The organism is Vibrio sp. 14N.309.X.WAT.E.F5 (assembly GCF_030397615.1).
Taxonomy (GTDB): domain Bacteria; phylum Pseudomonadota; class Gammaproteobacteria; order Enterobacterales; family Vibrionaceae; genus Vibrio; species Vibrio lentus.
Genome location: NZ_JAPNXR010000003.1, coordinates 219,205 through 231,685, shown reverse-complemented (window position 1 = coordinate 231,685; position 12,481 = coordinate 219,205). Strand labels below are relative to the sequence as shown.

The following is a 12,481-nucleotide window of genomic DNA, read 5'->3' as shown; positions in this document are numbered from 1 at the left end:
TCCTTCTATCAATCAAGTTGTGAGTCGGTGATCAAATCGTCACCTGACATTAATTGTTTAACGCGTTCGTAAGTAAACACGACGGAGTAAAAAATCATTAAAGCGCCACTGATAGGCAAGCAGAAGTAGATGTAGCCCATTTCTAAACCTAGAGCGGGAGTCAGCTGTCCCATCGCAAGCGTTTTAGCAGCAAGTTGGCTTCCACCGTGCACCAGAACGATATAAGAGAAAGAAGCGATGGCTATTTGGATAACGATTTCGTTGATTAATTTACGTTTGCCAGTCAGCTTCATCGTAAGCAGGTCGATGGCAAGATGGCGTTTCAGACCCGTTGTATAGGCGGCACCAATTAAGGCTACCCACATAAAGAGATAACGCGCGAGCTCGTCGGTAACAGTACTTGGTTTGCCAATAACATAGCGGGATAAAACCTGCCATATCACACAAAGCACTAAGAAAGACGATAGAGACACTGTAAAGGCGGCCAACCCTCTATTTATGTAACTGACCAATTTATTCATGTTTATTTCCTTTCAACAAAATTGCGTATCTCATAACAATTGGTTTACCAATGTAAGAAACTGTTTCTATGTAGGGATGGTATGTTCAAAAATCTGGCTGAATCATAAGCTATTCATTTTTTGGTTGGCGTGAGCAACTTCACAAATGATTTTGGTTGACCAATTTATGGGTTTTTATTGTGATATTGGTCAATCAATTTTAATTTCAGCTTTGACGGTTCCTTTTTTGAGCCCCAATATGAGCCCATAACAAAAAACACCCTACATTTTGGATAACCAATCCACGGAGAATAAGAATGATGATGACGCGTAAAACTTTGATTAGTGCGGTTGTCGGTGCTGCTTTCACTTTTGGAGCAACAGCTTCTGCTTATGCAGCGACAACATTGAAACTGAGCCATAACCACCCTCGTGACCATGCAGTACATGAAGCGATGACGTTTATGGCGAAAGAAGTACGTGAATTGACTGATGGTGAGGTGCGTATTCGTATTTACCCTGACGCTCAATTGGGTACACAGCGTGAATCTATGGAGCTGATGCAGAACGGCGCTTTAGATATGGTGAAAAGTAATGCTGCTGAGCTAGAAGCTTTTTCTCCTGCTTATTCATCATTCAACATGCCTTACTTATTCCGCGATCAAGCGCACTACTACAGTGTGACTGATGGTGAAGTGGGCCGTGACATTCTTAACTCTTCTCGTGATAGCGGCTTTATTGGTGTGACTTACTACGACGCTGGTGCGCGTAGCTTCTATACCAATAAGCCAATTAACACGCCAGAAGATCTGAAAGGTTTGAAAGTTCGTGTTCAACCAAGCCCATCAGCAATTGCGATGGTGAAAGCGTTAGGCGGTAACCCAACGCCACTAGCTTACGGTGAGTTGTACACAGCACTGCAGCAAGGTGTAGTGGATGCGGCTGAAAATAACATTCCTTCTTTCAGCTTGAGCCGTCACAGTGAAGTGTCTAAATACTTTAGCTTAGATGAGCACACGATGGTTCCGGATGTGTTGGTTATCTCAACCAGAGCATACGATAAACTGACTACAGAACAACAAGATGCGCTAATGAAAGCGGCAAGTGATTCATCTGAATTGATGAAAAAATTGTGGGCTGAATCGGAAGCAAAAGAGCGTGCTAAAGCCGAGGAAATGGGCGTTACTTTTGTGGAACCAGACAAGGCTGCGTTCGCACTCGCAGTTCAACCTATGTATGACGCGCTAGATAAAACGGATCCAGAATTGAGCGCATTAATTGATCGTATTCAGTCTGTTGAATAACGAGAAAATATAGAAAAAATAGTAATACAAAAACAAGGTGTTACTGCATTTTAGGATATAGAGGTTGACCAATTATATTTGGTCATTATGATGGCGAGAGAAATACAATGGAAAGAAGTGACAATATCATCATGATGCCTTTCGAGCCGAAAAGACCTTATCAGGAGATAGGGTTAGTACTAAGAAGAGAACTGATTGAAGGCCTGTATAAGGTTGGAGATAGATTACCTCCAGAACGCGATATTGCTGATCGTCTAGATGTAAGCCGCACAGTGGTGCGTGAAGCGATCATCATGCTGGAGCTTGAAAACTTAGTTGAGGTGAAAAAAGGGTCGGGTGTTTATGTCCTGAACATTCCAACTCATTCTCGCGAGAATGTGGTCAGCGATGATGCTGGTCCATTCGAGATGCTGCAGGCCCGCCAATTACTGGAAAGTAATATCGCGGAGTTTGCGGCAACTCAGGTCACTCCGGGCGACATCATTAAGATGCGCTCTGCACTCGAACTCGAGCGCGAAGAGCTTGCAAGCGGCACCACCGATTGCAGCGGAGATGAAAGATTTCACATGTGTATTGCAGAGGCCACTCAAAACTCTGTTCTGGTAGATATGCTGAAACAATCCTGGGATCGACGCGAAAAGAGTCCAATGTGGAATAAACTCCACTCTCACATCAGTGGTCAAGATTACCGTGAAGAATGGTTAGATGATCACGCTCGTATCCTCGCCGCCTTACAGCGCAAAGATCCTGTCGCTGCTAAGAACGCAATGTGGCAACACCTTGAGAATGTTAAACAGCGTTTGTTAGCGCTGTCAGACATTGATGACCCAAACTTTGATGGCTACTTATTTAGTTCCAACCCAGTGGTGCTGCTTAGCACAGAAAGTTAGTTTTGAAAGCTAACGTTGAATTCAGCGACAAGGCTCCTCTTGAAAGCTGATTCATTCACTAGGTTGTAGATAGGTAATCGTCTTTAGACCGGCGTAGACCGGTGCTATCTCGGGCAGCAATTGTCATTGCTGCCATTAAGAAGTCGTTATTGCATTTAGCTTGATTAATTCGAGCCGGCTAAGTGCGTCTTAAAGAAAGGTAAGTCTCATGGAACAAACGTGGCGTTGGTACGGCCCTAATGATCAAGTTTCGCTAGACGATATTCGTCAAGCGGGCGCAACTGGTATTGTGAATGCACTGCATCATATTCCAAATGGTGAAGTTTGGACAAAAGAAGAAATCCTTAAGCGTAAAGCCATTATCGAAGAGAAAGGTTTAACGTGGTCGGTCGTAGAAAGCGTGCCGGTGCACGAAGAGATCAAAACTCAAACTGGCAACTACCAGCAGTGGATTGATAACTATAAGCAAACTCTGTCTAACCTTGCTGAGTGTGGCATTGACACGGTTTGTTATAACTTCATGCCTGTGTTGGACTGGACACGTACCGATTTAGAATTTGAAATGCCTGATGGCTCGCGCGCACTTCGCTTTGATCAAATTGCGTTTGCGGCATTTGAGCTGCATATTTTGAAGCGTCCGGGTGCTGAGTCAGACTATTCAGAGTCAGAGCAAGCGCAAGCGTTAGATTACTTCAACAACATGACGCCAGAGCAAATTCAGCAACTGACCAACAACATTATCGCGGGTTTGCCGGGCGCTGAAGAAGGCTACACACTTGAAGCGTTTCAAGCGCAGCTAGACCGCTATGCGGGTATCGACAAAGATAAACTACGTGAGCACATGTCTCACTTCCTTACTGAGCTGATGCCTATCTGTGATGCGAATGGTTTGAAGATGGCGGTTCATCCAGACGATCCACCGCGTCCAATTTTAGGCTTGCCTCGCATCGTTTCAACGATCGAAGACATTGATTGGTTGACCGAGCATGTGCCAAGCAAAATGAATGGCTTGACGATGTGCACGGGCTCATACGGTGTACGTGGCGACAATGATTTGGTCAATATGATCAAAAAGCACGGTGACCGAATTTACTTTACGCACCTGCGTTCTACTAAGCGCGAAGAGAGCAACCCAATGACATTCCACGAAGCGGCTCACCTAGATGGTGATGTGGACATGTACAACGTTGTAATGGCAATTTTGGATGAAGAAAATCGTCGTGCGGAAGTGGGCGATCACCGTTTAATTCCAATGCGTCCGGATCACGGTCATCAAATGCTGGATGACCTGAAGAAAACCACTAACCCAGGTTATTCGGCGATTGGTCGATTGAAAGGCTTGGCTGAAGTTCGCGGATTGGAAGTCGCACTCAAGCGCGCTTTTTACACGAAGTAACTCTTAAACTTCGGTTTAAAATACCGTTTAAAAAACCAGAACTCGTGTTCTGGTTTTTTTGTATCTGATCTTAGCAAAGCCATGAATTGATAGCACAACAATCACGTTCCTAACTTGGTAAAAGCCAGTGGTGTTTGTCCGGTTTGTTGTTTGAAAAAGGCAATGAAAGCGCTGTTCGAAGAGAACTCTAAATAGTGCGCTGTGTCGGTAACAGTTCGGTTTTGAGCAAGCCGTTCGATCGCCTTAATCAAACGCCATTGTTGACGCCAATCTTGATAGGTCATGCCGGCTTCGGCTTTAAATAGACGAGTGATGGTTTTGCTACTGGCTCCAACGGATGACGCCAAAACATTCAACGGAGGAACGATAAAATCGGCTTTGTTGACTTGTGTGCAGAAACGCGCCAATCGTCGGTCCGTTGGGAGTGGAAGCATTAAGGTTTGGTGCGTTAAGGAATGGAACTCTTCCCAAAAAAGCGCAGACGTATTGAGTGTCTTGTGTTCCGTGATATCCCATTCCCATAATGCGATCTTATTGATCAGCGCTTTCAGTAAATCGTTAACTTTAATCGTTGTGATCTCTTCTGGGCACTCAAATACATCGGTATCAAAATACAGAGAACGATACGCGACCACGTTGGTCATTTGTGCTCGGTGTGGAACATGTGGCGGGATCCACACAGCCTTAGTCGGAGGCAGAATACACAAAGCATTATCCAGTGTTAAGGTAATGCACCCTTGCGGCGCGTAAAGTAATTGCCCTTTGCGATGCTGATGAATACCTGAATCATGCTGTCCTAGCTCTGCCGCTATTCCCACTACGCTTGCTTCAATGCTATCGGCATCAAAAGCACAGCTGTCATCGATAAATGCCATTTGTCCCAATCTTGTTGTTTTTGGTTTTAATGTTGTTAACGAGCCAAGGTTAGTTTCCTCTAGACTTCCCGTCAAGTTCACTGGTCTTGGAAAAATGATGAAAACAAAACCTTCTTTATGGCAAATGGTGCTGCTGTTGATGTTCCCTCAAATCGCAGAAACCATCTATAGCCCGACTCTGGATTCTATATCGAAATCCTTTGATGTGAGTTACACACAAGCGGCACAAACCCTCTCTATCTACTTCTCTGCATTTGCGTTGGGTGTGGTGGTATGGGGCGTGTTAGCGGATAAATGGGGACGTCGTCCCACTATGTTATTGGGGATGGGGTTATTCGCATGTTCTGCACTTATTGCCATGCAAACCGACAGTTTTACGTGGTTAATGATAGCAAGAGCGATGGGTGCTTTCGGACTTGCAGTTGGCTCTGTCGTCACTCAAACCATGCTTCGAGATGCTTTTAGCGGAACAGAGCTAGCCAAGGTGTTTGGTTACATGGGCATGGGGCTGTCGATTAGCCCAATCATCGGGTTGTTACTGGGTGGCCAATTGAGCGCGGCGGGTGGGCATCAATATGTGTTTACTGCCTTGTTAATCATGGTGTTGGCGCTGCTAGTACACAGTTTATGGTCTTTGCCGGAAACGCAACAATCTAAGCAGCCGTTGCAATTAAAATCGCTCAGTATCCACGTGATCAAAGACGGCGATATTTGGGTATCAGCACTGCTTGTTGCGTCGTTCAATATTGCGCTATTTTCGTATTACCAACTGGGTTCATTCACCTTCTTACAGCTTGGATTCAGTATCGAGCAGTTTGGCTATAGCGGTGTCGTACTTGGGTTCGGAACCTTGTTGGGAAGCCTGGTTAATAAGACGCTATTGAAAAGACAAGTTTCATCTATCTCTTTGATTAGCTTGGCGGCAGGGCTTCAAACGGTAGGAGCAGTGGGTGTGTACTTTTCACAACATTCGATCTGGTTCTTGCTTCCGATGATGCTGGTGGTTATGGCGTTTGGCATTGCGATTCCTAGTGTCTTGAGCCGAGCATTGGTGCGTTACCAATCTCAAGCAGGAAGTGCAGGTGCACTGTTTGGTTTGATGTATTACACCTTGATTGGTTCAGGGCTCGCTTTAGCGGGAATGATTCAAGACTTAGGTGTGGTGTTGGTATTTTGTGGTGCGTTATCTGTGCTGGTGACGATACGCAGCCGACTCTAGATTTAACGGTAAGTCTCTAATTCATATTGATAAATTCCGCGTCCTATTTGATGCGGGATTTATCATTTTATCCTTTCGTAAATTTGGATATTGACATGGGTAGAATGATCGCTCTACCATGTATGTAGAACAATCATTCTACCTTTGGTCAGGTAATAAGAGATCCGCATGTTAAGAGAACAAATTGCTGAGAGCCTTGAGGTTGCGTTTAGCCAACATGGTTTTGCAGAGCCGAGTGTGGCTCAACTAAAGACGGCATGTAATGTCAGCCTACGTACGCTCTACAAACATTATCCATCGAAAGAAGCGATGATAGTGGGCGCTTTAGAGCACCGTCATCACCGTTACCTAAATTTCCTGTTAGAAAGTGCGCCTGTTGATGGCCTGGCATCCATGCTGGATATTTTCGACAAGTTACAACTGTGGATGGAAGAGTATGCACCGCACGGTTGCATGTCGATGAATGCGATGGCGGCTTTTCCTGACAACGAGATAATTAATCAAGCTGTTACTGAACATAAACGAGAAGTAAAAGCACTTCTGGGTAAGCAGAGTCAACGAGATGATCTGGCTTCAGAGCTGTTTCTACTTCATGAAGGTGTATCAAGCGCGTGGCCAGTATTAGGCGAAGAAGCGGTGGTATCAGCACAGAATATGGTGACAAAATTACTCAAGGAAACATGATGAAATTCGAACTACCAAAAACAATGAAAGGCGTAGAGATGCTAGGGCACGGCGGAGCAGACATGCTTGGCTACCGTGAAGATATCGCTGTTCCTCAAATTGAACCTAATGAAGTGCTGATCAAGGTGATGGCCGCAGGCGTGAACAACACCGACATCAACACACGAATCGGTTGGTACTCTAAAAGTGATGACTCAGATGATGCAAGTTGGTCGGGTGAAGCGTTGAAGTTCCCTCGTATCCAAGGTGCTGACGTGTGCGGTTTCATCGTGGCAGTCGGTAATGAAGTCTCGGCTGATCGTATTGGTGAACGTGTTCTGATTGAACCTTGTTTGACTGAAGTGTACGGACGAGATTTACCACAACCATGGTATTTCGGTTCTGAGTGCGATGGTGGTTTTGCTGAATACACCAAAGTGGCTGCGAAACATGCTTATGCGGTGAACAGCACAATGTCGGATGTTGAGCTAGCGTCTTTCCCATGTTCTTACTCGACGGCTGAAAATATGCTGACTCGCGCGAATGTGGCTGAAGGTGATCGCGTGCTTATCTCTGGCGCTTCGGGTGGTGTGGGTTCGGCGGCGATTCAACTGGCGAAAGCTCGCGGTGCTTACGTAATTGCGATTACTAGCCCAAGCAAAAACCAGCAGTTATTGGAACTGGGTGCTGATGAGGTGATTGCTCGTGATGCTGATTTGGTGGAAGCATTTGGTGTAAGCAGTGTGAATGTAGTTATCGACCTAGTCGCCGGTGACAAATGGCCTGAATTCCTTGAAGTGCTGAAACCACACGGTCGTTATGCCGTGTCTGGTGCGATTGGCGGTGCGATGGTTGAGCTTGATGTGCGTACTTTATATTTGAAAGATTTGAGCTTCTTCGGTTGTACAGTGTTGGAGCCTCAAGTGTTCCAAAACTTGGTTAACCGAATTGAGAAACAGCAGATTGTCGCGATTGTCGCGGAGTCGTTCCCATTGGCAGATATTCATACAGCACAAGATGAATTCTTGAAGAAAAAGCACGTCGGTAAGATCGTACTGGAAGTTGCTAAGCGCTAGTTTTAGTCAGCTTCACGATTCAAATCTGCGAAAGAGTGAGCAAGCGTTATTTGCTCACTCTTTTTGTTTCTGGCCAATACAGGCGAGCCTAGTCTTGTCGTCTGCCGAGTAACAGATCCTATACAGCGAAGAAATAAGTGATTCATTTATCATTGTATGGTTTATGGATTGTGTGTGCGATAATCGCCGCCGTTCTATATCCCGTTCTATATCCCGATCTATGTTGTATTCATCTAGGAGCCGTATTGATGTTTAAAAGGGTATTGCAGGCACTATTTTCGCCTTTTGTTGATTCAAAAAACAAACTCTCTGCAGAGCCTGTCCCAAAAGAGCAACAACAAACCGTTGCTACTGATTCTGTTCAGTCTTCAATCTTTGTTCCGCCTTCGTTCGCCCAGCCATCATCATTAATTGTAGATAAGACACTTAGCCTTCACGATGGTGAGTTTCTTGATTATCTGTTTGGCGAGTCCCGTCTGAGAACAGAGTCAGACCCGTTTAGCGATTTTGTCGCCTGCCAAATCGAGCGCTTGATTCGCTCTCCAAAAGCGTTGCTTAACGAACTGCCAGTGATGCCAGCCTCTGTGACCACGTTAATGGCCGAATTACAGAGTGACGAATTTGATGTCGATGCATTGCTAAAAGTGATTGAACGCGAGCCAAGCATGGCTGCCGATGTGATAAAACTGGCTAACAGTGCTTTCTATAAGCGTGGTGAAAAACAGGTTACTGACCTAAAAACAGCATTTCTAAATATGGGTTCTCAAGGGCTTGTAGAAGGGGTAGTGAATAGCTACATGAAGAACTTCACGCCGGGCAACAATATTTACTGGCGTCATTTCGGTGAGAAAATTTGGAATCACAGTGTCCAAACGGCCTCTTTTACTAAGGAGTTGATGAAAGACTCTTCATCCCAAGAAGATCAAGCCGCGGCATACTTTGTTGGGTTGATTCGTAACTTGGGCAAGATGATCATTTTCCAGATGATGGTGGAAGCATTTAAGCATGTTGACCCTTCAGTGCCGCCTAACTCATTGGCATTGAAACGATTGATGAACAGCTATTCTATTCGCCTGACATACACCATTGCTAAGTTCTGGGAGCTGCCAGAATCTGTACTAACCGCGATTGGTTACCAAGAATCGAGCCGATACGAATGTACACCACTTGGGCAAGCTGTGTTTGAGGCGAACTACTTAAGTGAGCTGCAATATTTGCTGGAAGTCAAAATGATTACGGCTGAAAATTTTGAAACCAGATGCCAACAAACGATAGCTACGCCTGCCGCCAACCTCGTGGCTAATCGTTTACTGAAAGAGTCCGAGCTAGCACTTGTTGGTTAGGTGAATCTGACTAAGAGATAAAGAAAATCGCCTCTCGAATTGAGAGGCGATGGATTTGAAGTTTACTTAGGCAGACAAGCGAAGCAGGTGCGTGAAGTCAGGCCGACAAGTATAAAGTAGACGTATCAATGCAGCGTCGCGATGTTTATTGGATCTCGGCCAGCTCTTCCACTAAACGGTCACGTTCTTCAATTTCGTCTTCGATTTTACGTTGGTACTTTTTCATTTTTTGAGTCTTACCAGACTGTTTAGCTTCTTCGAGATCTTCTCGGTATTCTGCGAGATCTTCTTCACTCGATTCTATTTTTTCAGCGATTTTGTCTTTCAAGCCGTCATTGGTGCAGTTAGCTTTCACTTCTTTCAGTGCTTTGTTCAAGCCATCAACCTTGTGTTGATTGCCGTATTCCTTTGCTTTGTCTATTTGATATTCGATTTCACAGCTCTTTCTCTCACAGCCAGATAAGTCTTCACACTGCGAACTCGCAAAGCTATGGAATGATAGAACGCATAGAGACAGTATTGAGCTCTTTAGAAGTAGTTTCATGCTTTAACCGTTTGATTTATAAATTGAGTTTAAGTGGTGCGATGTTATCAACAACACGAATAATTAGTTTGGCTCAACGTCACTTAATTTCCAGTCCGCCAAAGCTCTAATGTGTTTCGGCCCGATGCCACAACAGCCACCGATAATATTCGCGCCAAGTGCGTGCCAGCGTTTTGCGTAAACTAGGTAACCTTGGCCATCCAGCTCACGCATCTCTTGAAGCATGTCATTGGCTTCATGTTCGTTGCTGATCGGCGCAAAGTTGTTCGCATAGACACCGATTTCCAAATCACAGCCTAGTTCTTCAATTACTTTTTTAGTATCGATGATGGCTTGATCCATCACTTCAGGCACCGAGCAGTTAAACATAATGCCTGTCGCGTTGGATTGGCAGGCTAGTTTGATGGCGTCTGTTACGCTTTCGCCAGAACGAATATTGGCACAATCGCCCTTGGTGTCTTCCAAGCTAAAGGCGTAATAACACGGTTTGTTTGATTGCTTGAGTACCGCATGAATGGATTCGAATTCTTGCAGGCTGCATATCGTTTCCGCGATCCAAAGGTCGATGTTTGGGTCTTGCGCATCATAAAGGGTTTGAATGATTGGTGCGGCCTCTTCTACCTTAAACAAGTCTGGTCGGTAGCTGCCAAATGGTGGTGGAATCGCGCCCGCCACTTTCACTGTGTGGGTAGCATTGTCAGCAACTGCTTTAGCCAGTTCGCCAGATAGTGCTGCGAGTTCAAAGCCTCGTTGTTCAAAGAGCTCTTCACCCAAATGAAAAGGCACACACGCGTAGCTATTAGTGATCAGGATTTCAGCACCTGCATCGACAAAGTTTTGATGCGCTTGGCTAACAAATTCGGGTGCTTCAATCAGCGCTTGAGCACTCCAAAGCGGTTGAGAAAATGGCGCGCCAATTTCTTTGAGTTCTCGGCCCATGCCGCCATCAAGTATGGTTAGTGTTTTCATATTCAATACTATCTAAACAATTGCTGAAGTTCTGCCGCCACCATATCAGACAATTTTGCTAGACAGAAGCCATCAAGACAAGGTTCAACTATCGATGAGGGAGAGGCCGTCTAGCGGGCTAGTCGTGCCACTAAAGTGTTGCCCAATAACGTGAGTGTATATCTGAGTTGTCTTAACATCACTGTGCCCCAATAGCTCTTGAACCGTTCTGATATCGGAGCCTGACTTTAGAAGTTGTTTATAAATTGATTGTACAGATAGGCTAGAGCATTGAGGGCAACCTTTTGAGTATTGATGGCGACTTTTTGTTGATTAGCTAAATGGGAAAGAAAGGAGACAACCTCAGTTGCATGCATCTGTTCAGGGTGTTTTAGCCTATGAAAATGAATGAAGTATTTGATCCAATAACAGTAGGCTTTGATTGTTCTTCGACTATAGCCCCGCATCGTCATATGTTCGCAAATTGCTTGCATGAATTGACTCGCCATATATCCCTCTCACAAAATCTGTACATACAGACAGTTTATTGCTTGTTGAATAATTAAGGACTTAAAAAAGAGTGGTTTTTAACTCTGATTGAGCACGAATTTAACGAGAAGTTGATTCTAAATTTTTGATTGATAATGGTATTTATGGGTGGCTAAGGATGATAACGAGCATTATATAGGCGACAAGGTGTGCTTGCACGTTTTCACACTTCATGTTGAGACCCACTTTTATATTAAATGCATAGCATTCAGTTGGTTATGAGCGACCTTTTTGATATGTTAAGCGGATGGATTCGTGCTTGCACGATATTAAAATGTTAGGCCCCTGTTTTAAATTAGTCAGCATAAACAACATATAGGGATTATATGAGAATAAATTTTACCCCGGCAGTTAAGAAAGAAATTGCCAGAAGAGCTATGCATCTTTGTTCAAACCCAGATTGTTTAAAGTTTACCATTTACTCAACAACTGAGGAAAATGCAAGAAGCATAGCGGAAGCTGCTCATATAAATGCAGCTAGTGGCAAAGGGCCGAGATCTGTTGCAAAAGATGAAAAAGAGCTTAAGAAAGCAGAAAATGGAATTTGGTTATGTAGTATATGTCATACGAAAGTAGATAATGATGAAAGCTATTATGATGAAGGAATGCTGAGGGACTGGAAAACTAATCATGAAGATGTTTTGCGACGTATCGTAGGCAAAGACTTAGAAGCAGCTTTGCTGAGCTTAAGGAACCATAAGCAATATCATGATGAAGCCAGAGAGCTTGTTTCTTATATCGAAAGTCGTAGAGTTCTTCATGAAGGGTTGGATATGGAATTCCCTCCTCGAGTGCTTGAGTCATTAAATAATATTAGAGAACGCGTAAGTCAAACAAAAGCTAAGATAAACCCAGATACAAGTTTGTTTGATGCATTAAATAAAATTCAACTAGCTATAGACGAATTTTTACGAGCAATAGGCCCGGAAACAGATCTTAGAGCTTTGCGCTGTGATGGTAGAGACCCAGTTTGGGTTAAATTTTCCGAAGAACTATTGAAGTTACGTAGTGGTATTATAATTATTCTAAAAGTGATTTCATCTGATGCTGATTATAAACTCCGCTGGTAGCAAGGCCTAACAAGCACATTAAGTCGGAACAAAAACAGTGTGCCATGTTTCGTTCCTCAACATGTTTGACACACAATTTTTGTCCGCTTATGTGGGCGTTATAA

General features: G+C 44.3%; 12 protein-coding genes and 1 pseudogene. 8 read left to right on the top strand and 5 right to left on the bottom strand.

From position 1 onward, the window contains the following. Positions 1-8 precede the first annotated feature (8 nt). Positions 9-521: a TRAP transporter small permease gene (locus tag OW495_RS05445; RefSeq protein ID WP_048609952.1), complete on the bottom strand. Its 513-nt coding sequence runs from the start codon at positions 519-521 to the stop codon at positions 9-11. A 299-nt stretch (positions 522-820) separates the two neighbouring features. Between OW495_RS05445 and OW495_RS05440 the strand changes: the two genes are divergently transcribed. The 3 genes from OW495_RS05440 to uxuA all read left to right on the top strand — a co-directional run bounded on the left by OW495_RS05440 (position 821) and on the right by uxuA (position 4,090). Then, the gene (locus OW495_RS05440; protein WP_054546316.1) at positions 821-1,804 is read left to right on the top strand and encodes a TRAP transporter substrate-binding protein; all 984 of its coding nucleotides are present in this window, start codon (positions 821-823) and stop codon (positions 1,802-1,804) included. 107 nt (positions 1,805-1,911) lie between these two features. Next, positions 1,912-2,694: an FCD domain-containing protein gene (locus OW495_RS05435; RefSeq protein ID WP_050643471.1), complete on the top strand. Its 783-nt coding sequence runs from the start codon at positions 1,912-1,914 to the stop codon at positions 2,692-2,694. A gap of 208 nt (positions 2,695-2,902) precedes the next feature. Further along, a complete protein-coding gene (uxuA, locus tag OW495_RS05430; RefSeq protein WP_289885449.1) occupies positions 2,903-4,090 on the top strand; it encodes a mannonate dehydratase in 1,188 nt (395 codons plus the stop codon). 101 nt (positions 4,091-4,191) lie between these two features. Here the strand turns inward: uxuA and OW495_RS05425 are convergent, their stop codons facing one another. Continuing rightward, complete coding sequence (locus OW495_RS05425) at positions 4,192-4,965, bottom strand: helix-turn-helix transcriptional regulator (protein WP_289885447.1); 774 nt, start codon at positions 4,963-4,965, stop codon at positions 4,192-4,194. Between the two features lie 97 nt (positions 4,966-5,062). Between OW495_RS05425 and OW495_RS05420 the strand changes: the two genes are divergently transcribed. The 4 genes from OW495_RS05420 to OW495_RS05405 all read left to right on the top strand — a co-directional run bounded on the left by OW495_RS05420 (position 5,063) and on the right by OW495_RS05405 (position 9,266). Beyond that, positions 5,063-6,184, top strand: coding sequence for a multidrug effflux MFS transporter (locus tag OW495_RS05420; protein WP_289885643.1), 1,122 nt, complete (start codon positions 5,063-5,065; stop codon positions 6,182-6,184). A 168-nt stretch (positions 6,185-6,352) separates the two neighbouring features. Further along, positions 6,353-6,868: a TetR/AcrR family transcriptional regulator gene (locus tag OW495_RS05415; RefSeq protein ID WP_289885446.1), complete on the top strand. Its 516-nt coding sequence runs from the start codon at positions 6,353-6,355 to the stop codon at positions 6,866-6,868. Continuing rightward, on the top strand, positions 6,868-7,923 hold the full coding sequence (locus OW495_RS05410; protein WP_289885641.1) for an alcohol dehydrogenase family protein: 1,056 nt from the start codon (positions 6,868-6,870) through the stop codon (positions 7,921-7,923). The genes OW495_RS05415 and OW495_RS05410 overlap by 1 nt, the downstream gene beginning before the upstream one ends. A 248-nt stretch (positions 7,924-8,171) precedes the next feature. Then, positions 8,172-9,266 carry an HDOD domain-containing protein gene (locus tag OW495_RS05405; protein WP_289885445.1) on the top strand — a complete coding sequence of 365 codons (1,095 nt, stop codon included), beginning with the start codon at positions 8,172-8,174 and terminating at the stop codon, positions 9,264-9,266. A 145-nt stretch (positions 9,267-9,411) separates the two neighbouring features. Here OW495_RS05405 and OW495_RS05400 read toward each other — a convergent pair whose 3' ends face one another. The 3 genes and pseudogenes from OW495_RS05400 to OW495_RS23875 form a co-directional block, all read right to left on the bottom strand. Beyond that, positions 9,412-9,810, bottom strand: coding sequence for a DUF1090 domain-containing protein (locus OW495_RS05400; RefSeq protein ID WP_289885442.1), 399 nt, complete (start codon positions 9,808-9,810; stop codon positions 9,412-9,414). 63 nt (positions 9,811-9,873) lie between these two features. Further along, positions 9,874-10,779 carry a homocysteine S-methyltransferase family protein gene (locus OW495_RS05395; RefSeq protein WP_289885441.1) on the bottom strand — a complete coding sequence of 302 codons (906 nt, stop codon included), beginning with the start codon at positions 10,777-10,779 and terminating at the stop codon, positions 9,874-9,876. 84 nt (positions 10,780-10,863) lie between these two features. Then, positions 10,864-11,267, bottom strand: a pseudogene (locus tag OW495_RS23875) (phage integrase N-terminal SAM-like domain-containing protein). A 366-nt stretch (positions 11,268-11,633) separates the two neighbouring features. Between OW495_RS23875 and OW495_RS05380 the strand changes: the two are divergent. Next, a complete protein-coding gene (locus OW495_RS05380) occupies positions 11,634-12,377 on the top strand; it encodes a hypothetical protein (RefSeq protein WP_289885439.1) in 744 nt (247 codons plus the stop codon). Positions 12,378-12,481 lie beyond the last annotated feature (104 nt).